The 24,802-nt window shown below is 56.1% G+C and carries 23 protein-coding genes; 12 read left to right on the forward strand and 11 right to left on the reverse strand.

The features are described 5' to 3' along the window. Window positions 1–880: RHS repeat-associated core domain-containing protein (locus CNE01S_RS25890; protein WP_303621195.1), on the forward strand; the 880-nt coding region annotated here is incomplete at its 5' end. A 50-nt stretch (window positions 881–930) separates the two neighbouring features. On the opposite strand, the gene CNE01S_RS21490 is transcribed toward CNE01S_RS25890, so the two are convergent. Next, entirely contained in the window at window positions 931–1,569 is a 639-nt protein-coding gene (locus CNE01S_RS21490) for an epoxyqueuosine reductase QueH (protein ID WP_061278385.1), read from the reverse strand. A gap of 114 nt (window positions 1,570–1,683) precedes the next feature. Continuing rightward, window positions 1,684–3,399 carry a bifunctional ornithine lipid synthase OlsF gene (gene olsF / locus CNE01S_RS21495; protein ID WP_061278387.1) on the reverse strand — a complete coding sequence of 572 codons (1,716 nt, stop codon included), beginning with the start codon at window positions 3,397–3,399 and terminating at the stop codon, window positions 1,684–1,686. A 531-nt stretch (window positions 3,400–3,930) separates the two neighbouring features. Between olsF and CNE01S_RS21500 the strand changes: the two genes are divergently transcribed. Next, a complete protein-coding gene (locus CNE01S_RS21500) occupies window positions 3,931–5,457 on the forward strand; it encodes a peptide MFS transporter (RefSeq protein ID WP_061278389.1) in 1,527 nt (508 codons plus the stop codon). A gap of 65 nt (window positions 5,458–5,522) precedes the next feature. Here the strand turns inward: CNE01S_RS21500 and CNE01S_RS21505 are convergent, their stop codons facing one another. After that, window positions 5,523–6,359: an oxidoreductase gene (locus CNE01S_RS21505; RefSeq protein WP_061278391.1), complete on the reverse strand. Its 837-nt coding sequence runs from the start codon at window positions 6,357–6,359 to the stop codon at window positions 5,523–5,525. Window positions 6,360–6,520: 161 nt separating this feature from the next. Here CNE01S_RS21505 and CNE01S_RS21510 point away from each other — a divergent pair, with 161 nt between their 5' ends. Next, entirely contained in the window at window positions 6,521–7,462 is a 942-nt protein-coding gene (locus CNE01S_RS21510; RefSeq protein WP_061278393.1) for an AraC family transcriptional regulator, read from the forward strand. Window positions 7,463–7,467: 5 nt separating this feature from the next. Here the strand turns inward: CNE01S_RS21510 and CNE01S_RS21515 are convergent, their stop codons facing one another. From CNE01S_RS21515 to CNE01S_RS21520, 3 genes are all read right to left on the reverse strand, one after another. Then, entirely contained in the window at window positions 7,468–8,736 is a 1,269-nt protein-coding gene (locus tag CNE01S_RS21515; protein ID WP_061278395.1) for a chloride channel protein, read from the reverse strand. 120 nt (window positions 8,737–8,856) lie between these two features. After that, window positions 8,857–9,069: a hypothetical protein gene (locus CNE01S_RS25895; protein WP_245874363.1), complete on the reverse strand. Its 213-nt coding sequence runs from the start codon at window positions 9,067–9,069 to the stop codon at window positions 8,857–8,859. Next, the gene (locus CNE01S_RS21520) at window positions 9,018–10,094 is read right to left on the reverse strand and encodes an MFS transporter (protein WP_245874366.1); all 1,077 of its coding nucleotides are present in this window, start codon (window positions 10,092–10,094) and stop codon (window positions 9,018–9,020) included. Before CNE01S_RS21520 ends, CNE01S_RS25895 begins: the two co-directional genes overlap by 52 nt. A 130-nt stretch (window positions 10,095–10,224) precedes the next feature. Between CNE01S_RS21520 and CNE01S_RS21525 the strand changes: the two genes are divergently transcribed. After that, on the forward strand, window positions 10,225–11,118 hold the full coding sequence (locus tag CNE01S_RS21525) for a LysR substrate-binding domain-containing protein (protein ID WP_061278397.1): 894 nt from the start codon (window positions 10,225–10,227) through the stop codon (window positions 11,116–11,118). A 125-nt stretch (window positions 11,119–11,243) separates the two neighbouring features. On the opposite strand, the gene CNE01S_RS21530 is transcribed toward CNE01S_RS21525, so the two are convergent. The 3 genes from CNE01S_RS21530 to CNE01S_RS21540 are packed head-to-tail and all read right to left on the reverse strand — an operon-like array spanning window position 11,244 to window position 14,388. Next, window positions 11,244–12,806 carry a DHA2 family efflux MFS transporter permease subunit gene (locus CNE01S_RS21530; RefSeq protein WP_061278399.1) on the reverse strand — a complete coding sequence of 521 codons (1,563 nt, stop codon included), beginning with the start codon at window positions 12,804–12,806 and terminating at the stop codon, window positions 11,244–11,246. Continuing rightward, entirely contained in the window at window positions 12,803–13,846 is a 1,044-nt protein-coding gene (locus tag CNE01S_RS21535) for an HlyD family secretion protein (RefSeq protein ID WP_061278401.1), read from the reverse strand. The genes CNE01S_RS21530 and CNE01S_RS21535 overlap by 4 nt, the downstream gene beginning before the upstream one ends. Continuing rightward, window positions 13,846–14,388 carry a winged helix-turn-helix transcriptional regulator gene (locus tag CNE01S_RS21540; RefSeq protein WP_061278403.1) on the reverse strand — a complete coding sequence of 181 codons (543 nt, stop codon included), beginning with the start codon at window positions 14,386–14,388 and terminating at the stop codon, window positions 13,846–13,848. The genes CNE01S_RS21535 and CNE01S_RS21540 overlap by 1 nt, the downstream gene beginning before the upstream one ends. A gap of 272 nt (window positions 14,389–14,660) precedes the next feature. Here CNE01S_RS21540 and CNE01S_RS21545 point away from each other — a divergent pair, with 272 nt between their 5' ends. From CNE01S_RS21545 to CNE01S_RS21565, 5 genes are all read left to right on the forward strand, one after another. Then, window positions 14,661–15,824 (forward strand): methyl-accepting chemotaxis protein, encoded by a 1,164-nt coding sequence (locus tag CNE01S_RS21545; RefSeq protein ID WP_061278405.1) that lies wholly within the window; start codon window positions 14,661–14,663, stop codon window positions 15,822–15,824. Between the two features lie 267 nt (window positions 15,825–16,091). Continuing rightward, a complete protein-coding gene (locus CNE01S_RS21550; protein WP_061278407.1) occupies window positions 16,092–17,642 on the forward strand; it encodes a methyl-accepting chemotaxis protein in 1,551 nt (516 codons plus the stop codon). A gap of 247 nt (window positions 17,643–17,889) precedes the next feature. Beyond that, window positions 17,890–18,741, forward strand: a complete 852-nt coding sequence (locus CNE01S_RS21555) for an SDR family NAD(P)-dependent oxidoreductase (protein ID WP_061278410.1) — start codon at window positions 17,890–17,892, stop codon at window positions 18,739–18,741. Window positions 18,742–18,836: 95 nt separating this feature from the next. After that, the gene (locus CNE01S_RS21560; RefSeq protein ID WP_061278412.1) at window positions 18,837–19,406 is read left to right on the forward strand and encodes a TetR/AcrR family transcriptional regulator; all 570 of its coding nucleotides are present in this window, start codon (window positions 18,837–18,839) and stop codon (window positions 19,404–19,406) included. Window positions 19,407–19,430: 24 nt separating this feature from the next. Then, complete coding sequence (locus CNE01S_RS21565; protein ID WP_061278414.1) at window positions 19,431–20,108, forward strand: NAD-dependent epimerase/dehydratase family protein; 678 nt, start codon at window positions 19,431–19,433, stop codon at window positions 20,106–20,108. Here the strand turns inward: CNE01S_RS21565 and CNE01S_RS21570 are convergent. After that, entirely contained in the window at window positions 20,105–21,298 is a 1,194-nt protein-coding gene (locus CNE01S_RS21570; RefSeq protein ID WP_061278416.1) for a TCR/Tet family MFS transporter, read from the reverse strand. The genes CNE01S_RS21565 and CNE01S_RS21570 overlap by 4 nt on opposite strands. A 65-nt stretch (window positions 21,299–21,363) precedes the next feature. Between CNE01S_RS21570 and CNE01S_RS21575 the strand changes: the two genes are divergently transcribed. Both CNE01S_RS21575 and CNE01S_RS21580 read left to right on the forward strand, forming a co-directional pair. Next, on the forward strand, window positions 21,364–22,002 hold the full coding sequence (locus CNE01S_RS21575; protein WP_061278417.1) for a TetR/AcrR family transcriptional regulator: 639 nt from the start codon (window positions 21,364–21,366) through the stop codon (window positions 22,000–22,002). Window positions 22,003–22,066: 64 nt separating this feature from the next. Then, on the forward strand, window positions 22,067–22,687 hold the full coding sequence (locus tag CNE01S_RS21580) for a LysE family translocator (RefSeq protein WP_061278418.1): 621 nt from the start codon (window positions 22,067–22,069) through the stop codon (window positions 22,685–22,687). Here the strand turns inward: CNE01S_RS21580 and CNE01S_RS21585 are convergent. Continuing rightward, window positions 22,684–23,457: an AraC family transcriptional regulator gene (locus tag CNE01S_RS21585; RefSeq protein ID WP_061278420.1), complete on the reverse strand. Its 774-nt coding sequence runs from the start codon at window positions 23,455–23,457 to the stop codon at window positions 22,684–22,686. The two genes, CNE01S_RS21580 and CNE01S_RS21585, sit on opposite strands and share 4 nt — an antisense overlap. Before the next feature lie 111 nt (window positions 23,458–23,568). On the opposite strand from CNE01S_RS21585, the gene CNE01S_RS21590 reads away from it, so the two are divergent. Continuing rightward, on the forward strand, window positions 23,569–24,678 hold the full coding sequence (locus CNE01S_RS21590; protein WP_061278422.1) for an MFS transporter: 1,110 nt from the start codon (window positions 23,569–23,571) through the stop codon (window positions 24,676–24,678). Window positions 24,679–24,802: the final 124 nt, after the last annotated feature.

Here is a 24,802-nt window from a genome sequence, read left to right on the forward strand (position 1 = left end):
TGGCTACCGTTATTACCAGCCGTGGGCGGGCCGCTGGCTGAGCGCCGACCCGGCAGGCACGGTGGACGGACTGAATGTGTTCCTGATGGTGCGGAATAATCCAATATCTCTGCGGGATGATATGGGGTTAATTGGCGAAAATGCTATTGAAATTAAAGAACTGGCTGCTAAATATGAAGAGGATGCTGAATATGAAGTTGGCCTTGCAAGACAGGTGCTAAAAACGGCGATAGAAAAGCTCAGGCAGGATACATTGGATAAACAGACTAAGGAAAGAATCAGAGAGGTTTTTGGCCGACGTTCGTTCCTTAGAAAAACCAAGACATCCAGAATTAAAGATGAGCTTCTGGCGAACTTTGAACATATGCGAGAAAAACTGGCGGTAAGCCGTCTGTTTTACGATCCTGACGGTACAGAGCATGGGGCCGTTGCTTACGTGCTCAGAGGAGAACCGGGTATTTTTCTGACGACGAGTTATTTTGAGAGCGTAGGCAGTATCGACAATATCGCAACGCTAATCCATGAGAGCTCGCATATCAAAGGTATTAAGCGGAGTGGAAAATTTGAAGAGATATACGGAAAGCAACCCTCTATGGACTATTTTTACACGGATCTGAAGTATGGCAGGAATGTTGCTATGCCAGAATATCTTAATTCTGCTATGGCTGGGTTTAAGCGTTTTCGCAACGAATTTAAAGATAAATCCAGACGTATCGAAATAACGAAAAGGAAAGATCTCAGCAGGCAGAAAATAGCCCTGCATAACGCCGATCATCTGGCAATAACGGCTTTGAGCCTGGGCCGGGAACAGATGAAAAAACCGCCTGTGAAGAAGCCGTACAGATTTGCTGGGCCGTCTCATCATAACAGTGCCGCCTGACATCCTGGTTTCAACACTAATGGGGCATCGCGGGGCGCGATGCCCCTTTTTCATTTACCCGGCTTTATTAAGGCTTTGCCCTGCGATGTTCGATAAGCGTTGGCATCCCGCAAAGAATAAGCGCAGCCGCAATACTCCTGCTGATAAAACTGTTCGCGTTTGCAGATCTCCACCGTGCGTGCGGAGCCGCCTTGTTTACGCCAGTTGTGAGTCCAGTAAACTATTCCCGGATGGCGCACCGCCGCTCGCTGACCGCAGTCGCAAACCTGCTCAAAATTCTTCCAGCGTGAAATCCCCAGAGAACTGCAAATCGCACCAAAACCGTGTTCAGCCGCATACAGCGCGGTGCGCTCCAGGCGCATATCAAAGCAGACCGTACAGCGTGCTCCGCGCTCGGGTTCCCACTCCATGCCTTTCACTCGCGCAAACCAGTTATCGACGTCGTAATCTACATCAACAAAAGGCACGCCGTGTCGCTCAGCAAACCGCTTATTCTCTTCCTTACGGATGAGATATTCCTTCTGCGGATGGATATTGGGGTTGTAGAAAAAAATCGTAAAGTCGATGTCAGAGGCAAGCAAAGCCTCTATCACTTCGGAAGAGCAGGGCGCGCAGCAGGTATGCAGCAGCAACTTGTTTGCGCCTTCGGGCAAAGCCAGTTTTGGGCGCTTAAATTCGGTGGTTTTCATGGTATGCCAGCGGAAAGAAGGGAAACTGTGAGGATTGTACCATTGAAGTTGTGGGTAATGGGTTTTGACAGAACGGGGGAGGCGGGAGGCTATTTCTCCCGCCTTAAAATACGGCTATGCCTGCCCCGACAAATGCATCCCGACATACCGCTCGTAGCGGCTCTTTTTCAGGAACGTCAAATCAACCAAAACCAGCCCATCGACGCAGTTGTTGAAGGCAGGGTCGCTGCCGAAATCAATAAACTGCACGCCGCCCGGTTCGCAGAGTTCTGAATACTGCTTATAAAGCGTTGGAATGCCGCAGCCCATATTGCTGAGCAGGGATTTTAAGCGGGTGAGATCTTCGCCGTAGTCTTCCCCTTTGAACTGCGCCAGCACGTCGGGGAGGCTTGCCGGATAAGGGCTACGTGAGGCAGCAAGCGGATGGCTCGCCGGGAACCACAGCCGGTAAAAGGCGACGAGAAGATCGCGTGCGTCCGGCGGCAGGCCTCCGGAAATAGATACCGGGCCGAACAGGTAGCGATACTGCGGGTAACGGGCGAGATAAGCGCCAATGCCCGACCATAAATAGTCCAGGCCACGACGGCCCCAGTAACGAGGCTGAATAAAGCTGCGCCCCAGCTCGATACCGTGCTGCAGCACATCGTCCATTTTCTCGTCGTAGTGAAACAGGCTGTAGCTGTACAGACCGTCTACGCCGCGTTTTTCAATCTGGCGGGCGGTAGGCATAAAGCGGTATGCGCCGACGATCTCCAGATCCTGCTCGTCCCAGAGGATCAAATGCAGATAATCGTCATCATAGCGATCGAGATCCCTGCGTTTGCCGCAGCCTTCACCCACGGCGCGAAAAGCAATCTCACGCAGTCGCCCCAGCTCGCGCAGCAGCGGAGCCTCTTCCTTTGAGTCGCTGCGCTGCCAAAGATAAATCACTTTATCGTCAGCGGTGCGGCCCAGGCATTCCGCTTTTCCCAGCTCCCGGCGCAGCGTGGCCCGGTCTTCCGCTCGCGCGATGGCGCTTTCCGTTGTGAACTTGCCTGAAAGCCCTTTACCCAGCAGCTGAACGTGCTGGCGGCACTTTTTGGCCAGTTCACGCGGAACCTGCTGCGGGCTATGCCAGCTTTCCCACGGAATGCGCTGGCCCAGGGTCACCGGCAGGTTGGAGTTGCGGCGGCGGAACATCTGCTGCATCAGCAGTACCATCGGCAGCGCAGGCGAAACCAGCGCGCTGGCATAAAACAGCGCGCTGTTCCGGGCATGGATAAACGCCGGCAGCAGCGGCACGCGGTACTTCGCGGCAAGCTTAATAAAGCCGGTGTGCCAGTGCCCGTCGGCAATGCCCTGGCGAGATAAACGAGAAACTTCGCCCGCCGGGAAGAAAATCAGCACGCCGCCGTTTTGCAACTGCCTGTCCATCTGCACAAGAGATGATTTAGGCGTGCGCCCGTTGATATTGTCGACCGGGATAAACAGCGAGCTCAGCGGCTCGAGGTGATTCAGCAGGCGGTTAGTCACCACTTTGACATCACGGCGAACGCGGGAAACGGCGTACAGCAGCGCCAGCCCGTCAAGGGTGCCGGTTGGGTGGTTGGACATAATCACCACGGGGCCGTGTTCGGGGATATTTTCTAATTCGCGGGGAGAGATGTTGCAGCGGATGTGTAGGTGATCCAGGACTTGTTCGATCATATCCAGCCCACGGAGGTGCGGATGATTGTTGGCAAAGGCCTGGAATTCTTCCTCATGCAGCAGGCGTCTTAACAGGTTTTTTTGCCAGGGCGCGGGCCTTGCCTGGGGCCACAGGTCGTCAAGTACGTTATCGAGACTAAACATATTCGCTCCTCTTACCGTTCTGGGCACGACGGTAGAAGATCAAGATGAACGCTGCGTGTCAGTGAGGTGACGTTTCGGGGATGAGCGATGCGAGAGGCGGCCAGCCGCGATGATTTTTTATCCTGATGAGACAGTGCTATCGGCAATTAAGGCGGTTTTTGGCTCCGCTAACAGGTTAAACCCTGATGAATTATAGGTTAATGGTAGGTGTTTCATGAAAACGCGTGATTTTTGTTTAAATTATTGTTTTATATTGATTTTGTTTTTATATTTTTGAAATTTTTCTGTCAAGTGGAAAGCGCATTTAATGAGAGTTTTATCATGGAAAATGAGAGTTAAATCGATTTTTAATCTAAAAACCCTCTATTTTGCAATAAAGTTTCTCTTCGCCTTGATGATTTTTTAACGATCTACGCTAAAGTAACCGCCGCTGGCTAACGACCAGCCTATGATTAAAAATCAGCAACTGAACGCCGGGACCGGCGTTTTATCAACACCGCATCAAAAGAGATAACCTATGGGAGTTCACAGATGAGTCACTCTGCGACGAAAACAAAAACCTTTTTCGGGCATCCGTACCCGTTAAGTTCGCTCTTCCTCACCGAAATGTGGGAACGTTTTTCTTTCTACGGGGTTCGCCCGCTGCTCATTCTGTTTATGAGCGCCGCGCTGCTTCAGGGCGGGATGGGTCTGCCGATTGAGCAGGCTTCCGCCATTGTCGGGATCTTCGCCGGCGGCGTGTACATCACTTCATTACCGGGCGGCTGGCTGGCCGATAACTGGCTCGGGCAGCGCCGCGCCGTTTGGTATGGCTCGCTGATTATTGCACTCGGCCACCTCTCGATTGCGCTGTCGGCATTCGTGGGCAACACCTTCTTCTTTGTCGGCCTGCTGCTGATCGTTTTGGGAACCGGGTTATTCAAAACCTGTATTACCGTCATGGTCGGCACGCTGTATAAAAAAGAAGATACCCGCCGCGACGGGGGCTTCTCGCTGTTTTACATGGGCATTAACATGGGGTCGTTTATCGCCCCGTTGATCATCGGCCCGTTGCATGAAAAATATGGCTGGCACATGGGCTTTGGCCTGGGCGGGCTGGGCATGCTGGTTGCGCTGTTCATCTTCCGCTTCTACGCCATTCCGCAAATGCGTCGCTACGACAAAGAAGTCGGCCTGGACTCCACCTGGAACCGCCCGACGACCGAGCGTAAAAACGTTGGTAAGTGGGTAACGCTCGCTATGGCGCTTCTTGCCGGGCTGGTGGTACTGATCGCCAACGGCACGATTCCGTTCAACCCGACGGTGATCGCCAAAAGCTCCGCGTACATTATTTCCACCTGCGTGGGACTCTACTTCCTGTTTATGTTCTTCTTTGCGGGCTTAACCAGCAGCGAGCGTTCACGCCTGCTGGCCTGCCTGATCCTGCTGGTTGCGGCGGCATTCTTCTGGTCTGCCTTCGAGCAGAAGCCGACTTCCTTCAACATCTTTGCGCGTGACTACACCGACCGCCAGATGGGCAGCTTTGAAATCCCAACCATTTGGTTCCAGTCGATCAACGCGCTGTTTATTATCCTGCTGGCACCGGTGTTTAGCTGGTTCTGGCCGTCGCTGGCTAAGCGTAATTTAAACCCGAGCAGCATGACGAAGTTCGTGATCGGCATTCTGTTTGCGGCGGCAGGTTTTGCGGTGATGATGGCGGCGGCAAACCAGGTGCTGGCGACCCAGAGCGGCGTTTCTCCGTTCTGGCTGGTGGGAAGCATCCTGCTGCTGACCCTCGGCGAGCTGTGCCTGAGCCCGATTGGCCTTGCGACCATGACGCTGCTGGCGCCGCAGAAAATGCGCGGCCAGGTGATGGGGCTGTGGTTTTGCGCCAGCGCGCTGGGCAACCTGGCGGCAGGTATTATGGGCGGGCACATCAAAAAGGATCAGCTTAGCTCAATGCCGGAGCTGTTCTCCCACGTGTCTATCGCCCTGGTTATCTGCGCCGTTGTGCTGGCCGCACTGATTATTCCGGTCAGAAACATGCTGAGAAACGCGGACGCCAACGAAGCCAAATAACGGTTTTTAAGCGCCAGGCCCGGTAGCCTTTTAGGGGTTACCGGGCTTTTTTGTTTCGTGGACAGCTACTGCACATCAGTTGAACGACTTACCGTTTCCCACGTCTTAATATCCTCCTCCATTTGCCCCAGCTTCTCCTTGACGAAGGTGACCGCGTCGCTGCCCAGCAGCAGGGCTGCCGGTGGATTAGGGCTGCCGATAAGCGTCAATATTGCTTTAGCGGCTTTGATCGGATCGCCTGGCTGCTGCCCGCTACGCTTCTGGCGCGTGTCGCGAATCGGGTCGAAGCTCTGGTCATAATCGCTGATGCTGCGCGGGGTTCGCACCATGGAACGCCCGGCCCAGTCGGTTCTGAAGGAGCCTGGCTGCACGGCGGTCACCGCGATATTAAAAGGTTTAAGCTCTTTGCTCAGCGTTTCGGAGATCCCCTGCAGGGCGAATTTACTGCCGCAGTAGTAGCTAATGCCGGGCAGGGTGATAAAGCCGCCCATTGAAGTGATATTAATAATATGGCCAGCGCGCCGGGTGCGGAACCCGGGCAAAAAGGCTTTTATCATCGCGACGGCACCAAACACGTTGACGTTGAACTGCTGAATTAGCTCGCTCATCGGGGATTCCTCCATCACCCCTTCATGCCCGTAGCCTGCGTTGTTGACCAGCACATCAATGCCGCCAATCTCCTGTTCTATCGAAGCCGCCAGCGGCGCTGCGGCATCAAAATCGGTGACGTCCAGAATGCGGGCAAAACATCTGCCGGGTGCCAGCACCTCAAAGGCTTCCTTTGCCTGCTGATTGCGCACGGTGCCAACCACGCGGTGTCCGGCTTTCAGCGCCTCTTCTGCCAGTGACCGGCCAAAGCCGCTGCTGACCCCGGTAATCAAAAATAACTTCGATTGGCTCATTATCATTTCCTCCGTAAGTGGGAGGTGAAGCGTAGAGCCGGGAAGGCCAAATGCGTAGTCTGGATCCTCTCTGATGTTTGCCTATTCCTATGAGGTGTATGGACGAGGGGAAATTTCACTGCCAGACTCTGCTCACATCTTCCTTTGCCAGATGAACCCTTATGACAAATACCAGCCCGCAGGCCAGCAAACAAATGGCAGAGCTTCTGGATCGGCTGACCCCGCATGAAGGCTACAATCTTACGGTGCTAAACGAGGTGCGTTTCTTACGCTCTAATCGTCCGCTGATGCGAACCCCCGTACTTTATGAACCCGGTATTGTGATTGTGGTGCAGGGGCGCAAGCGGGGGTTTTTAGGCGAGGATGTCTATTTATATGATGCACAGCACTACCTGATGGTTTCCGTGCCCGTACCGTTCACCATGGAAACGGAGGCCAGCGCCGAAGAACCCATGCTGGCTATCTACATGAGGTTAGACTTCACGCTCGCCGCAGAGGTAATGCTGGCGCTCGATGGGCGAGGAACCGGGCTGGCCGTCGAGCCGCGAAGCATGATGTCCAGCCCGATGGACGACGCGATGAGCGCTTCCGTACTGCGTTTCCTGCAGGTGATGTCGACGCCACTGGATGCCGATTTGTTGGGGCCGGCTATGATGCGGGAGATTTATTACCGGGTACTGACGGGGGCGCAGGGGCACACGTTACGCAGCGCTCTGACGATGCAGGGGCAGTTTGGCAAAGTGGCGAAAGCGCTGCGCAAGCTTCATGCCGAATTTGATGCCCATCTGGACGTTAACGCTCTGGCAAAAGAAGCGGGCATGAGCGTGCCCACGTTCCACAGCCACTTCAAAGCGGTGACCAACACCTCACCCATGCAATATCTCAAATCCACAAGGTTGCATCAGGCTAGATTGTTGATGCTGCGAAACGAACTGACCGCTTCGGCGGCCAGTGCCCGGGTGGGCTACGAAAGTGTTTCGCAGTTCAGCCGCGAATTTAAGCGCCTTTTTGGGCTCACGCCGCTTAACGAGGTTGCGCGTATGCGGCAGCATTTCTCCATGCCGGCCCCGCTTGCAGAGTCGGTATTTATCTCTTCCCACTGAAGAGGTTAGTACCGGTACTTCTTATCCAGAACCCGGCAGGTCGTATAGGCTCCTGCGGCACACAGCAGCGCAGGGGCAAAATAGCTATGATCCATATGGGTAAACTCCATCACCAGCGCCACGGCCGTGATCGGCATCTGCATCGAAGCGGCTAAAAATGCCGCGCCACCGACCAGCGCGAAGCTGCCCACGTCCCCGCCAGGGAAGACAAACTGCCAAACCACCGCCAGCAGCAGGCTCAGCAAAGCGCCCACCGTTAAGCCCGGCGTCAGCAGTCCACCCTCAGCGCCGCCGCGCAGGACGGCGAGGATCACCAGCATTTTCAGCGCCAGCAAAATCGCCGCGAAGTTAAAGTTCAGACCATTGCTGATGGCAAGCTGCATCGGACCTTTGCCATTGCCCGGCAGCTGCGGGAACCACAGGCTAAGCGCGGCCAATAGCGCAAAGGCCAGCAGGCAAAATACCGGCATCTGCCAGTTAGTTTTTACCTGCGTTCTTACGCGGGTTGTCGCCTTGCGGAACAGCCAGGCGGCATAGCCCAGCAGCGGGCTGGCGACAATGGCCCAGCCGATAAACGCATGGGGCAGCGTAAAAGAAGCGAAGTGATACTGCGACTCATCCCCCAGCCCCAGCGTAGCCACCCAGGCCGCCACTGCCGAAGTAATGACCGCCGCCAGCGCTTTCTCCCAGCTAAACGAGATCAGCAACACTTCCAGCGTGAACAGCGCCCCGGCGAGGGGAACGTTATACACCGCCGCCAGGCCCGCACCTGCGCCGCAGGCAATCAGCGTGCGGGTTTCATCCGGCTGCAGGCTGAATTTTCGCGCGAGAATACCCGCCGCCAGCGCGCCCATTTCGCGAGGGGCGACTTCACGCCCGAGCGGTGAACCCAGCGCGACGGTGATGATTTGCAGCAAAGCATGAATAGTGGTGGTGCCGGTCGGCATTGGCACGGCAGGATTGGCAACGGCTGCAGCAATAGACACTCTTTTCTTGCCGTAGCGCGCCAGCAGCCACCAGCCAAACCCGGCGACGGCCCCGCCGCCAAGAATGGCCGCTACCCGGCGTAAATGCGAAGCGTCCGTCACGCCCTCAAGGAACGTCTCGCTCCCCACCAACTGGTCAATACTGTAGCCAAAAGCCAGGTGCTGAATGGCGTGTAAAATCAGCGCGAGAAGCATCCCGGCGATGCCGGCAAGAATGCCGGTAAGTACGACCGCAATCAGGCGCACAAGGTAGTGTTTAGCGTCAGCCTGGTCAGCTTGCTGGGTCATATCGGGATCCTTAACGCGGGAAAATTCGATGATAAGGGAGAAGAATTAAACAGTTAGTATAAATGTAGCATTCATCCGGCCCGAATCCCTCTTACCTTTCCCCGCGCAGGTTTCCCTTATTTAGCTCGCTTTCTGGCATGCCGCAATCAGCATACCTGCCGCAGCGGCAGCGCCCAGAATCCGGAAAGCCGTTGCCCACTGTGCTAAATCGGGAGCCTGCCCGAGCTCGACAGACAGCACCGCCAGCATCATTGCCCCCGCCATATACTGGCTGGTGGCCATCAGGGCGCTGGCGCGTCCCTGCTGGTCAAGCGGGGTGGATGACAGCCCCACGGCAAACATCGCCGGGAAGATGAGCCCGTGGCCAAAACCGTGGTGCTGGCATAGCGGGCAGTCAGGCGGGTAAATAACGTATTGCCCGCCACGATTAACAGCGCCAGCGGCGTAAACATCAGCCCGGTGGTCACGGCATCTTGCTGCAGCGTCTGCTGCCAGAGCAGGGTCATGGCATAAAACTGGCTCCCCACGCTGGCCATGTAGCAGGCACTGCTGAGCCAGCCCGTTTGCAGGCCCGGCAGAGCGCGAAGCGAGCGGGCCAGTAAAGGCTGAGGGGCGTAGCGTTCGTGCAGAAGGAACAAGATCCCCATGGCAACGGCGAAGCGGTTGGCGACATAGTCAGGCTGCCCGGTTTCGCCATAGCGCATCAGCGCCCAGACCAGCGCTCCGGCGGCGAAACAGCCGACCACTGACCCGATGCCCGTCCGCTGTTTTTCGCCCTGTGGGCTGAGGGAGAGGTAATCCCGGCGAACCAGCCACAGCGCAAGGAGCCCCGGCGGAATGTTAATAAAGAAAATGGTTCGCCAGTCCAGCGCGGCCAGTATGCCGCCCAGCATCACGCCTGCGACTAATCCCAGCGCGCCGATGGCGCTCCATATCGCCAGCGCCTGCCGGTGCGCCTCGCCGTGAAACCGCTGCGCCATCAGCGCCAGCACCGCAGGCTGCAGCAACGCCGCCGCCATCCCTTGCCCGCAGCGGGCGATGAGCAGCAGCATGCCGCTCTGTGCCAGTCCGCCGGCGACTGAAGAGAGTAAAAACAGCGCCATGCCGAGGCTGAACATCCGGCGCGCGCCCAGCCGGTCGCAGAGGCTGCCGCCCGCCAGCAAGAGGGCAGCAAACGTCAGGCCATACAGGGAAACAACCCACTGCATCTCGCTGAGGGAAAGGCTCAGATCCTGAGCCAGCGTGGGCAATGCGACGTAGACAATCGCGTAGTCCAGGGCGATCAGCGCCTGCGCAATACCGGGCGCGAATAAAGCGCGCCAGGATCCGGCGGCGGGCATCGCATAAGTTTGTGTCATCGACGTTTCCTGCTATTTTCTTTGTGATGAATCATTTTCATCATTTGATAAGCGTGAATAACAGGCTACGCCTTTATTTATGGTGCAATCAAAATCATATTATTCAGCCAGGGATGAGTTAAATTCATTCATGAAAAGTCGTCGACTCCCACCACTCACGGCCATTCGGGCCTTTGATGCCGTGGCACGCCATGCCAGCTTTAAAGCGGCAGCGGAAGAAATTGGCGTGACGCCTACCGCCATCAGCCACCAAATTCGTCTGCTGGAGGATTCACTGGATCAGCGGTTATTCACCCGTTCCGCTCGCAGCGTGGCGCTCACCCCGGCGGGGGAGACTCTGTTCCGCGCCTCCGGGAATATTTTCACCACGCTGCGCGAGGCAGTTGAGTCTATAGAAACGCTCTCCCATCCCGGCACGCTCACGCTCAGTACGACCTCGAACTTCCTGACTAACTGGCTGGTGCCGCGTTTACCGTCGTTACATCAGCAGTTCCCTTCTCTGGAGTTGCGCTTTCACAGCGGCGTAGCGCTGGCCGATCTCCACGGCAAAATGGCGGACTGTGCCGTGCGTTACAGCATGCAGGCCGATGAATCTCTCAATAGCACGCTGCTGCATAGTGACATGTTTGTGCTGGTAGCCAGCCCGCAGCTAAAGCTTAAGAGCGTGAAGGATCTGCCGGGGATGACCCTTTTTCATATTGATAACCGGCATGTGCCCAGCCCTGAACCCAGCTGGCAGCACTGGAAATCGGTCTTTGGCCCGGAGAATTTGGACGTTCAGAGCGGTATTCATTTTGACGACGAAACCCATGCGATTCAGGCGGCGATAGCCGGACAAGGGATCTTGCTGGCGAGCGAACTGCTGATTCGTCGCGCGCTACAGCAGGGGTTGTTGCATATCGCGCTGCCGGGTGCGTTGCCTGGGGCGAACTATTATTTTGTGACCAGCCACGAAAAGGCCCGAAGAGAGGATGTGCGGCAGGTTAGGGCGTGGCTGCAGGAGGCGTTTCAGGCTGGAGAGTAGCGTTGCCCCTCACCCTAACCCTCTCCCCAAAGGGGCGAGGGAACTGGAACGAACATAAATCAGCTGCTTTCCCTCTCCCTTCCAGGGAGAGGGCTGGGGTGAGGGTCCCTATCCTCTCCTAAACATCAGTGGGCCGGCGGCTTTTTCATTAAGGGAACCAGCATCGCAGCAATCAAAAAACCTATCATGATCAGGTAAAAAGCATCCGAAAACGCCTGCGTTCGCGCCTCGCGCAGTGCAAGGGCAGAAAGGTTTTTTAGCGCCCCGCTGGTGGCTGCATCCGGGGACAAGCCCTGCGCGGTCAGGCTGACGGCGCTGCGCTGGACGAAATCCGCCATCGCCAGGTTAGCGGTATTGAGATGGTCGGCCAGGCGGCTGTAGTGCAGATTAGTTCTGTCATTCAATACCGTGCCGCACAGCGCGATGCCGATAGCGCCGCCGAGGTTACGCATTAAATTGAACAGGCCGGAGGCAAGCTTAAGCCGTGCGGGCGGCAGGCTGCCCAGCGTTAACGTCACCGTTGGCGCAACGGCAAACTGCTGCGCAAGGCCACGAAAAGCCTGTGGCAACAAGAGCTGATCTGCGCCCCAGTCGTGGGTGATCGGCACGAAGCTGTACATCGAAATGGCAAAGCCGACCAGCCCGGCCATCAGCAGCCAGCGTAGATCCACGCGGTTGGCCAGCCAGGAATAAAACGGAATCGACATCACCTGGAACAGGCCGGTGGAAAACACCGCCAGGCCGATTTCCAGAGCGCTAAAGCCTCGCACGGTGCCGAGATACAGCGGCGTTAAATAGATCGTGGCAAAAATGCCCACCCCGGCCATAAACGAGAAATAACAGCCGAGGCTAAAGGTTCTGTCCTTGAGCGCCCGCAGATCCATCACCGGCTGGGCGTGACGCAGCGTTCGAATAATAAAGGCGATGCCGCACAGCAGCGCAATCCAGCCGGTGGTGGCGATGGTGCTGTCGTCAAACCAGCCCCAGCGCGGGCCTTCTTCCAGCGTGTATTCCAGGCAGCCGAGCGAGGCCGCCAGCAGCAAAATACTGAAATAGTCCGCACCGCGCAGCAGTGAGAAATCAGGGCTATCTACCTTCACCAGCAGCGGCACGGCGACGGCGATATAAATCCCTGGGATCACGTTAATAAAGAACAGCCAGTGCCAGTTGAAGTTCTCGGTGATCCAGCCGCCGACGGTGGGGCCAAGCGTCGGGGCCAGCGAGGCCAGGCCGCCGATGGTCGCGGCGGCAATAACGCGCTGCTTGCCCTGAAAGAAAGCAAAGGCGGTGGTAAACACCAGTGGGATCATCGATCCGCCCGCCAGCCCCTGCAGGGCGCGGAAGGCAATCATGCTTTGAATATTCCACGCCCAGCCGCAGAGCAGGCTCATCAGGGTGAAACCTGCCGCTGAGGCGGCAAACAGCCATCGGGTGGACATCACTCGCGCCAGCCAGCCGGACAGCGGAATGATAATGATCTCGGCGATCAGGTAGCTAGTCTGCACCCAGACGGTTTCATCATCCCCCGCCGAAAGGCCGCCGCCAATGTCCCGCAGCGAGGCGGAGACTATTTGAATATCAATCAGCGCAATGAACATCCCCACGCACATGCTGGCAAAGGCGAAGATCTTTTTTGCCATTGGCATTGAGATGCCCTGCGGCATCGGTGTGGCCTGGGCGGTGCTCATCGCGTGCTCTTTTGATCGACGGTGACGATGACCGACAGCCCCGGACGAAGCACATCCAGTTTTGCGGCGTCACCTTCCAGCGCGATCCTTACCGGGACTCGCTGCACGATTTTGGTGAAGTTCCCCGTAGCGTTTTCCGCCGGAAGAATGCTGAACCGGGAGCCGGTCGCCGGAGAGACGCTGGCAACGTGGCCTTTAAAGGTGTGGTTCGGCAGCACGTCGGCAACCACAGTTACCGGTAAACCGGCGCGCATGTGCGCCAGCTGGTTTTCCTTGAAGTTGGCATCCACCCAAAGTCCCTGGGAAGGCACCAGCGAGAGCAACTGCGTGCCGCTGCTCACGAAGGAGCCGGTCCACGCGCGGCGGTTGCCGATTACGCCGTCGAACGGGGCGCGAATTTCGGTATAGCTGAGATTCAGCTTCGCCATCGTCAGGTTAGCCTGCGCCTGTTCCAGCGCGGCCTGGGTTTGTTTTTCACGGGCATCAAGCACCGCGAGCTGGCGCTGGGCCACGGCTTTGTCAGCCAGGGCTTTGCTTTGTTCTGCTCGCGCACGGCGATAATCCGCCGAAGCGTTGTCGCGTATCTGGGCTGAAATGGCGCTCGAAGCTTCCAGGGCGTTATAGCGGCGGTTGTCGTTGGCCGTTTTGTCCGTTGCCGCCGCCGCTGCCGCTAAGGAAGCGGCAGAACCTTCGATTGTTGCCTGTTGAAGCTGGCGGGTGGCGGCGATATCCGCCAGTGCAGCCTGCTGGGCGGCAACTTCGCCGAGGGCTTTCGCCAGTGCGGCCTGATAGTCCCGGTCATCAATGCGGATCAGCAGGTCGCCTTTTTTCACCACCATGTTGTCCTGCACCGCAATCTGTTGAATGTAGCCGGACACTTTGGTTGAAATAGCGCTGATATCCCCGCCGACGTAGGCGTCGTCGGTAGACTGAATAAAACGCCCGCTCTGCCACCACCATGTGCCATAGCCTGCGGCCGCAAGTACCGCCGCGCCGAGCACGGTCAGCGTAATCAATTTTTTCTTATGGGCGGCGTTCATCACTGGGGTTCTCTGTACGGTTCTGGCTGGAATTTAAGCCCGGCGTCACCGGCGTGTTTACGCTGCAGATAGTCGTGGCGGTATTTCATCATCGGTGAGGCCGCCGGGCCCGGCACCATGGTGTATTTTCCTGGCACAATCGGCTCGCCGGTTTCTTTATCGGTGAGGATCGGCTCTACAGGGCGCTGGGTTTCGCGCTCAACCAGCTGCATCTGCCGCCCTTCGGGCGCGAAGTGGCGATTGCCCCATTCCGCCAGCGCCAGCAGCACCATGCGGAAATCGCGCCCGCGCTGGGTGAGGTGATATTCGTAGCGCGGCGGCGCGCTGCTGTAGCAAACCTTCTCCAGCAGGCCGTCATCAACCAGCTCTTTCAGGCGGCGCGAAAGGATATTTGGCGCCACGTTGCTGCTCTTCTGAAACTCATCAAAGCGGGTAAAGCCGGCCAGGGCATCCCGCAGAATCATGATGCTCCAGCTGTCGCCGATACGGCCGAGGCTACGGGCAATGGGGCAGGGAGCGCTGCATAGCGGTTCGTTTTTCATGGTTCGATCCGGTGGCGGGTTATCGTCTGGCGACAAATTGGCATAGTGACTTTCAAAATGCAAGTGACTAAATATCACGCTGGCGGAAGTGACTTTGTCGTAACGTCACGGATATATTCAGAAAGGCGTCGCTTTTAAACGAAAAGTGCGGATTTAAAATCTTTTCAGTTGGCTTATGTCGGGATTAAACGCTGATTTATTTTATAAGATGGCTTTTCCATAAATCCAGGTAATAAATAATATACCCGCCAAAGTCTCGCACAGGATTATCTATGCTTAAGAATGCCAGCGTTCGAAGCGTTATTGTCTATTTTTTGGCAATATCCTTTTTAGTTATAGATTTCTTAGCATTTGCCTTATCAGCCAGCGTGCTTGTTTTAGCCATGCTTAATATTGCCTGGGTTGTCTTAATTATTTCTTTGTGGACGTATATGACGATATATCTTGTACGGCCCATAAATAACGTTAAGCGGAGCATTGACGAAATAAACTCTGGGAATTTATCGGTCCATATCCCTGAGTTTGGTAATAATTGTGCCGGTCGACTCATACCGGGTATTAATACGCTTTCGGCCGAAATTACTACCCTGGTAATGGATATTCGCAAATCCTCTCAGTCGGCTAAAGCCCTTTCGGAAAGCCTGGCGCACCAAAGCGCCACGCTGTCGGTGAAAACCGAGCAGCAGTCAGCGATGCTGATTCAGACGGCGTCCAGCATGGAGCAGATCTCTGCCGGGACAAAAAACAATGCCGACAGCACTCGTGAGCTAAGCGACATCACCAGCGGCGCCCACCGTTCGGCCAACCACGGCAGCGACCTGATGCAGCGTCTGACCAGCAACATGACCTCGATAACCGATTGTGCCAACAAGATGACGGAGATCATTACCATCATCGACAGCATTGCCTTCCAGACCAATATCCTGGCGCTGAACGCGGCGGTAGAAGCGGCCCGCGCGGGAGAACACGGCAAAGGCTTTGCGGTGGTGGCCGGTGAGGTCAGAAACCTGGCGCATAAAAGCTCGGAATCGGCCAAAAATATTAAGTCGTTAATTGATATCACCAATCAAAATGTGCAGCAGGGCGCAAGCCTGGTCTCCGAGGCGGAAAAAAATATGAAGGATATTGTTTCCGGTTCAGAAAATATTGACTCGCTGATGGGGCATATTTTCATCTCGACCAATGAACAGGAAAAGGGTATTCAGCAAATCACCACGGCGCTCTCCGAACTGGAGAAAGTCACCCAGGGTAACGTGGCGGTGGTTGAAGAGCTGGCCGGGTCTTCAGAAGTGCTGAATAAACAAGTTTTCGAGCTGGAAAAAAGAACCAGCAGCCTGCATCTGGGGGAAAACGATGAGGCGAGCGTAATTTTATCGCCCCAGCTGGCTCCGCGCAGGGCGTTAAAAAGAGAAGAGGAACACTGGCAGGCTTTTTAACGACTAACTTTGGACAGAAATAAAAGGCCCCTTCGCATGAGCATGCCGGGGCCTTTTATTTTTCAATGATCATTCCATTGTGACTCAGATCACATTAAAGGATTGTTTCGGACCAAAATGCTGCTTTATCAACCGTTCCCCCCTGGTTTTTGCCTGCAGAAATAAACGTTACCTCCGATATCGGTTAACAACGTGGTTACAAAACACGCCATTCCCTTGCGCCAGTCGCCGGGGGGACTCTGGGATGTGGTTTTCTAAGGAACGAGAATGAAACTAAGTAATTTGCGTGTAGGCGTAAGACTGAGCGGTGGTTTTTTCCTGGTACTGTTGTTGATGATTCTGATGGGGATCGGCGCCAGCCTGTTCAGCCGCAACAATGTTCATGCTGTTGATGAGATGATTAACCAGCATTTGCTGAAAGAAAGGCTGGTCGAGGAATGGCTGGCGCAGGTTGATAAGAGCAGCGGGAACGCTATCGCGGCAATGGGTACGGAAAATGCAACGCTGCGTAAAAAACTGCTCGCCAGCATTGCGCAAAATTCGGTGGTAACAACCCGAGTTCAGTCGCAGCTTACGTCTCTGATTGCGTTAGAAACCGGTAAGCACCTGCTGGCTAACCTTGTGCCGGTGCGAGAAAAGTATTTGCAGCTTCGTTCTGAGGGGTTAGCCCTGGCTGAGCGGAGTGAGCATGAGGGCATGGATACTTATATCTCGGAACGTTTTATTCCAATAAGCGAAGAATACAGGCAGGCGCTGCAGGCCCTGCTGGATTTCCAAAAGCAGCTTATCGACAACACGCATGCCGGCATTCAGAAGAACTCCCGGAATAATGAGCAGCTCATGTTGCTACTGGTGGCGCTTGGGGTGGCGCTGGGGGCGGCAACGGCCTGGTACATCACCCGCAGTATTACGCACCCGCTACAGCAGGCAGTTAACGTGGCTGGCAAGGTAGCGCAGGGCGATCTCACCGCCGAAGTGCATGTGCATTCAAAGGACGAGCTGGGGCAGCTCATGCATTCATTGCAAGAGATGATTACTTCGCTTGGGAGCACGGTGAGGAACGTCAGCACCGGGGCGGAAAGTATTGCGCTGGCTGCGGATGAAATTGATGCCGGTAACCAGGATCTCGCCTCACGGACAGAAGAACAGGCCGCGAGCGTCGAGCAAACTGCCGCGACGTTAGAGCAGTTAACGTCGACGATCAAGAGCACCGCCAGTCATGCCCATCGGGTGAATACGCTGTTTAGTGAGTCCGGGGAAATGGTCAAGGCCAACAGCGAACGTATGCATGTTGTTGCAGATGCAATGGGTGAAATTCATGATGATGCAGGCCGGATGAACGATATCATCACGGCTATTGAAGGGATTGCTTTCCAGACGAATATCCTGGCATTGAATGCCGCCGTTGAGGCTGCCAGAGCGGGGGAGCAAGGGCGTGGTTTTGCCGTGGTGGCCGGAGAAGTGAGAACGCTGGCGCAGAGAAGTTCGGCCTCCGCGAAAGAGATTCGTGAAATCATTAGTGCGTCCGTGAACAAAATTACCGATGGCCGTAAGCTGGTCACAGAAGCAGATGCGGGTATGCAGGACATTGTTGAGAACGTAGCCCGCGTTCAGCAACTGGTGGATGAAATTGCCAGAGCGAGCAATGAGCAAAGCGATGGTATCGCGCAAATTAATGCCGCGATGGGGCAGATTGATACCACCACTCAGCAGAATGCTTCCCTGGTTGAGCAATCTTCTGCGGCCAGCGGTTCATTGAAGGAGCAGTCCGGCATGCTGATCAACAGCATTCGTACCTTTACGCTGCACGGCGCATAGTACTTTTAGATTTGGGGCAGAAAAGTGCCCCTTCTGATAAAAAAAATCCTATCCCAATAAGTTGATAAATCAGTTTTTTCCTCTCATTTCCGCCTGACTAATGGATAAATTTCACGCTCGCATATTGCAAATTAAATCGCCAATTTTATAATTGAGTGAGTGGTCAGTCATTTAATTGATTGGCCACAACACTCACCACAAACAGCCGCCAGGCCACGCGCCGCGCTTATCAACCGAGGGTACAAAGATGACGTCTAAAACTGAAAAGTGGTTTATTACCGGAGCTTCCGGTGGCCTGGGCCTGGCGCTGACCCGTCGCGTGCTGGAAGCGGGCAATACCGTGGTGGCCGCGGTGCGTAATCCTGCCGCTTTGGCCGCTCTGCAGCAGCAGTTTGCCGCGCAGCTTATCGTTGAAAAGCTGGATGTGACTGACTTTGCCAGCCTGCCCGCTATCGCCAAAAAGCACGGCGATAGCGATGTCATCGTCAATAACGCCGGAGGGGCGATCATCGGCGCAATGGAAGAGTTTACTGAGCAGGAAATTGAGCATCAGTTTGCCCTGAACCTGCTCTCTCCGGTGCATATCACTCGCGCATTCCTGCCGGCCTTGCGCGCTAAAAAACAAGGTCGTCTGATTTACATCACCAGCATGGGCGGCCGCGTCGCTTTCCCTGGCGGGGCGTTCTACCATGCGGCGAAGTATGGCCTGGAAGGGTTCGCTGAAAGTACCGCGCAGGAAGTGGCGGAGTTCAACATCAGGGTGCAAATCATCGAGCCAGGTTCGATTAAAACTAACTTCCAGGCGAATGTACGCTGGACTGAAGAGTCCGAAGCTTACAAAAACGGCACCGTGGGGCAGCTGCGCCGCTGGATTGCCGAGCACGGCGAAGAGAGCAACGCCGGTGACCCGCAGAAAATGGCCGATGCCATTTATACCCTGAGCCAGCAGGCGGAGCCGCCGCTGAGAACTGCGCTCGGTGCGGATGCGTTCCAGATCCTCAAGGGCAGCTATGAGAAGAGCCTGCAGTCGCTGGAAGCGCAAAAAGCGCTTTCTGCTTCAGTGGTGATTGAGGGTAAAACCGGGTTTATTCCCGAGTAATGTGTGCTCCCGCCGCTCGCGGGAGCAAAGCTAAAACCCCGGTGGCTAAATCTATTACACTATCCGGATATTTTATTGACCCCGGAGACGCTGGAATGGCAAGACCTCTAAGCCCGCAAAAACAGGCGGCGCTTCTGGACGCCGCGGTGGCGATTATTGCGGAAAGCGGTTTGTCGGCCACCACGGCCAGCATTGCGAAAAGGGCGGAGGTGGCTGTAGGCACGCTGTTTACCTACTTCCCCACGAAAGATCAGCTGCTAAACGAAGTCTATTTAAAGCTGAAGCAGGATATGTCCGACCTGCTGGTCGCCGGCTATCCAAAGGAGGCCGACTTCCGTACGCAGATAGTGCACATCTGGCGTGGCTACACGGAATGGGCGCTGAAGAATCCTGAAGGAAAGCAGGTTCTCAGGCTGCTTACGGTGTCGGATCTGCTGACGTCGGAAACGCTCTCCAGCACGCCAGAAGCGCTTAATCAGGCGGATAAGATGTTTGATGAGGCAATTAAACAGTCGCTGTTTGTCACCGACAGTAAAACGTTTATCTACGCCATTATTCAAAATATTTCTGATGCCACCAGCGAGCAAATCGTCAGGCATCCGGCAGACAAAGAGAAATTGCTGCAGCTAGGTTTTCGCATGATGTGGAACGCCATTTCGGCTTAACTCACGAAGTTTCCAGGAAAAATCATGAAAATTGTGATTGTAGGTTCCGGCGGCATGGTCGGGCAGGGCGTCCTGCTGGCGAGCCTGGCGGCAAAAGACGTGACCGACATTATTCTGCTTGTCAGGAAGCAGCCTGAGGGCGAGCACGATCCCCGTATTCGTTACGTGGTGAACGGCGATCTGCTGGCGTTTGACGCAGCTGACCCACTATTCAGCGATGTGGATGCGTGCTTCTTCTGCGCCGGGATCAGCTCATCCGGCGTCAGCGAAGCCAGGTATCGGCAGATAACTTACGACATGACGCTGCGGGTGGCAGAACAGCTCAAAGCCCGCAGTCCGCAGATGAAGTTTGTTTATGTCTCCGGCGCGGGCGCAGACAGCAGCGGAAAGAGTTCTCAGATGTGGGCTCGTGTGCGGGGCGAAGTAGAAAACGCATTGCTGGTGCAGTTTCCAGGCAATGCCGCTATCTTCCGTCCGGCGTTTATTTTGCCGACGCCGGAAGTGCAGTCCCGAACCCCGGCTTACCGGCTTTTATATACCGTGATTGCCCCGTTCATGCGCCTTATCAGCGCCACCACAGGCAAGCGCTTTTTATCGATTATCGACATCGGCAACGCCATGCTGAATATCACACGCTTTGGCGTGGAAAAAACCATCATGGCGAAGCCGGATATCGTGGCCTGCGCCGACCGCCGGAGCTAGGCTGGATCCTGTGCGGCTTGTCTGCCGCGGGTGCTGACGAAGACCAGAGGCACGGCAATGGCGTACACCACAATCACCGACAGCCAGATTGCGCCGGGCCAGGATTCCCGCACCACAAAGTAGAAGCTTGAGAAACCCAGTGGGGCAATGATAGACGCCAGGCTGACCGCCGAGGCCAGAATCCCCTGTAGCTGGCCCTGGCTCGCTTCATCCACTCTTCGGGTCGCTAACGCCTGCAGCGCCGGGGCACCAACGCCGCCCAGCCCGAACAGCGGCATAATCAGAAACACCTGCCAGCCTGTTTGCACAAAGGCCAGCATCGTCAGCGCAATACACGAGCTAAAAATGCCAAACAGCACCGCGCCGCGCTCGCCCAGCCAGCGGGTTATCGGGCCTGGAAGCAGCGCCTGCGTAAGCGTCTGGCAAATGCCGTAAGCGCCGAGAGAAAGCCCAATCCACAGCCCGTTCCAGCCAAAAGAATCGGCCCCCCAAAGCGCCCAGCAGGTGCCGTACACTTCGCCGGTCGCGCTCAGAATGAAAAAGACCATTGCAATCGGGATAAGTCCCTTCAGGGTGAAAATCCGGCGCAAAGGCTGCAGGGGATTAAGCACGGCAAAACTGAACCGCTGGCGGGTGGGTTCGCGAGATTCTGGCAGCATAAACAGCGCCATCAGCAGGTTAATGGTGTTTAGCCCCGCCGCCGCAATAAACGGCAGCCGTACCCAATAATCGCCCAGCAGGCCGCCCAGCACCGGGCCGATGATAAACCCTGCCCCAAACATGGCGTTAAACAGGCCGAAGCGGCGGGCGCGTTTATCCGCCGGGGTGACGTCGGTGATGTAAGCCATCGCCACCGAGACGTTAGCGCTGGTCAGCCCGGCGATGGCGCGGCCCAGCAGCAACATCCATAGATGCGGCGCGAAGGCCATGATCAGATAGTTCACCGCGGCTCCGATAAGGGAAACGAGCAGCACGGGACGGCGGCCATAGTTATCGCTCAGCGCCCCCAGCAGCGGAGCGAAAACAAACTGCATCAGGGCATACAGCGCGGTCATGATGCCTATCCAGTGGGCGATATCCGGGGTGTGCGTCACCTCTTCCAGCAGGCGCGGCAGAATGGGAAAGACCAGACCGATGCCGGCGGCATCCAGGCAAATGGTGGAGAAAATCACAATCAGCGCTTTGTTCATGTTTGCCTGTATTGAGTACCAATATATACTCAGTACATAATTATCCATTCAGCAGGATCCTGTCAATGTCCGTCGATCGCCGAACCCTTAACCGACTCGCCACCCGCCAGAAAATATCTAACGTCGCCACCCGGCTGTTTCTGGAGAAGGGCTTTGAGCAAGTGACAATTGATGAAATCGCCACGGCGGCAGAGGTGGGGAGAATGACGGTGTTCAACCACTTCCCGCGCAAAGAAGAGATGTTCTTCGATCGTGAAGAAGAGGGGCTGGAGATGCTGCGTCGTGCGCTGAGCCAGCGGGATAAAAATACGGGGCCGCTGGAAGCGCTGCGCCGCTTTGCTCACAACCTGGTTGAGCAAAATAGTCCGGTAGTGGCCTTCTCCGTCGCGGGGCAGGGGTTTGTCTCGACGATTGAAAACAGCGCGGCGCTTAAGGCGAGAGCCCGGGAGATACGAGATGAATTCACCCAGGCGCTGGCCGAAGAGCTGGCCGTTGGCGCTGGCCTTGAAAAGGGGGATGCGCAAACTCAGCTGGCGGCTGCTCTGGTGCTGGCCACGTGGAGCACGGCGCTGATTCAGGCGCACCGAGCCTTTGGCCAGACGCTGGACAACGCCGCCGCTGCCGCCGTGTTTCTTGAGCTGATCGACAGGGGAACTGCAGGCGTTATTGCGGCGATGAGCGGCACGGTTTACGGCGAAAAATAACGTCATCAGGGCGTTGCCGGGGGGAGGGAATTTCAGTAGATTTATCGTTTTCGGAGTTAGAAAAATGTCCGTCACCGATGCCCTTCTCGCCTTTACGCTTGCCGCCACGTTACTCACGCTGACTCCTGGCCTCGATACCGCGCTTATCCTGCGAACCGCCGCTGCTGAAGGTGGCAAAAAAGCCTTTCATGCCGCGCTTGGCATCGACGTAGGCTGTTTTGTATGGGGCGCGCTGGTTGCCTTCGGGCTGGGCGCTTTGCTGGCGGTGTCTGAATTTGCCTACACCTTGCTGAAGTGGTGCGGCGCCGCGTATTTATGCTGGCTGGGTATTCAGCTGCTTTTGCGTCCTCGTCAGAGCTTTAGCCTTGCTGCCGGGGAGCCAACGCGTGCCAATAACTGGTTTCTTCGCGGGATGCTGGGCAACGTGCTTAACCCGAAAATGGGCGTCTTTTACGTCTCTTTCCTGCCGCAGTTTATTCCTTCCGGCCACTCCCCGATCCTCTGGACTTTTCTGCTGGTTTCCATTCACGTCGTGCTCGGCACGCTATGGTCGCTGACCCTGATTCTTGCCACGCGCTACGCCTCGGGCGTGCTAAGAAAACCAGGGGTAGTGATGTGGATGGATCGCCTCACCGGCTGCGTGTTCCTGCTGTTTGCCGCGAAGCTGGCAATTAGCCGACGCTAAGCCTGTTTCGCCGTCAGCATGCCCGGCGTTTGCCCGGTCATGCTGCGGTAAAAGTAGATAAAGGCGCTGTCGCTTGAAAAGCCCAGCTCTCCGGCCACGGCGGTAATTGGCGCGTGGCTTGCCAGCATTTCCACGGCCTTCATTAAGCGCCACTGCTGCCGCCATTGCTGCCAGGAGAGGCCGGTTTCCCGGCGGAAAATACGGCTAATGGTGCGCTCGCTCGCGCCGGTCATGTCGGCAAATTCGTTAAGCTGCGGCGGTAGCGTGTCGCCCGTCAGGTGTCGCAGCCGTTTGTCCTGCGGGAAGCGCAGCGTCATTGGTTCTTCCTTTGCTGCCTGCAGTTCCGCCACGCACAGGGCGGCCATGTGCATGGGGGCGCCTTGCTCCCAGTCAGTCTCCCACGGGCTGGCCGAAATCCTTTCCAGAAGTTCATTGAGCAACGGCGTGGCGTTGAGCACCAGCGCGTTGGCGGGCAGCGTGGGGTAACGCTTAGTGTCGAACCAGATTGAGCGGTAGGCCACGCTGCTTTTCATTTCGGCGCGGTGGCTGACGCCGCCGGGAAGCCAGGCGACTTTGCCCGGCGGTAATAAAGAGAGCATCCGGCCTTCATCCAGCGTTAGCTTCACGCAGCCTTCCCGGGTAAACAGCAGTTGCCCCATGCGGTGCAGATGCAGCCCGGAATCATGATCTCCAAGTTCGGCCTGCACGCCAATCACGCTGTTACCCAGCGTATCAGGGTTAAATTCCGCGTCTGCGCTTAGCCAGCTCATAATGTCCGATTTCCGCTATTAAATGTCCTGATGTTTATAATGGTGCATTCATCATTTTCCTACAATAGCGCCTCTTTTTAAGGAGGATGCAGGGTGAATCTACACCGTGGAATGGCGCTGTTAACCGCGCTGCTGATGTTTCCGCAGATGGTGGAAACGCTTTATAGCCCGGCGCTGACCGACATCGCCCGGCATTTTTCTGTTACCGCCCAGGATGCGGGCTGGACGCTCTCGCTGTACTTTTTTGGCTTTGCTGTGGGTGTGCTGTTTTGGGGGTGGATTTGTGACCTTTTAGGCCGCAAACCTGCGCTGCTGCTTGGGCTGCTGTGCTATGCGGCAGGCGCGGTGGCAGCCCTGTTGACTTCGCATTTTATGCTGCTGTTGGTGGCCCGGATGCTGGCGGCTTTTGGCGCGGCCACCGGTTCGGTGGTGACCCAAACGGTGTTGCGCGATCGTTTTAACGGCAGCGAACTGGCGCGAATCTTTTCCTTTATGGGCATTGCGCTGGCTGTAAGCCCGGCGCTGGGCCTCTGGCTGGGCGGAATGATTGTCTCCGCCGCAGGTTTCGAAGGCGTCTTTTACCTGCTGGCTGGTTTGGCTATTGCTCTGCTGGCCTGGAGTGCGTGGCAGCTTGAGGAAACGAGACCGTCACTACACGCCCGGCAGGGGGTTGTCACGGTGATGTGGCGTTTGCTGCGGGATATGCAAATCTGGCGAGCAACCGGGCTGGTGGCGATGTTCAATATCAGCCTGTTCAGCTACTACAGCCAGGCGCCTTTTCTGTTTCAAACCTTAGGATTTGGCCCCGCCGCTTTTGGCCTGACGGGCGGCGTGCTGGCGCTGGGGTCTCTGGCGGGGGCGCAGCTTAATCATATTCTGATGAAACGGAGCCTGAGCGCCAAAGCGTTGCTGAATTTAGCGAGTGGCATAGGGCTGGTGGGAAGCGTTGGCATCTGGTTATTGATGCACAGCATTTGGTTTTTGGCACCGATGTTTCTGGTTATGGTGGCGTTCTCAATGGCGATTCCGGTGGTGCTTAGCACCGCGCTTGGCGCTTATGCCGATTGCCGGGGTACAGCCGGGGCACTGTTCGGCTTTGCCTATTACCTTTTGATTGGCTTCGGGCTGATGGTATCCGGCTGGGGCCAGCAGCTTGGGATTACGCTGGTGGTTTGTGCCGTGGGGATTGTGCTTGTGGGGTGGAGGTATAGGGGGAGTTAATACTTTGTATTACTGGCTCTTATATGAATATGTCTTAAAACGCGTTAATGGAAAATATTCCATTCCGCAGTTTTCCGTTCACCCATCTTTCTATTTCCCATGCACATTCAGATTACGGTGAACG

The sequence above is a fragment of the Cedecea neteri NBRC 105707 = ATCC 33855 genome, assembly GCF_001571265.1.
Lineage (GTDB): Bacteria > Pseudomonadota > Gammaproteobacteria > Enterobacterales > Enterobacteriaceae > Cedecea > Cedecea neteri.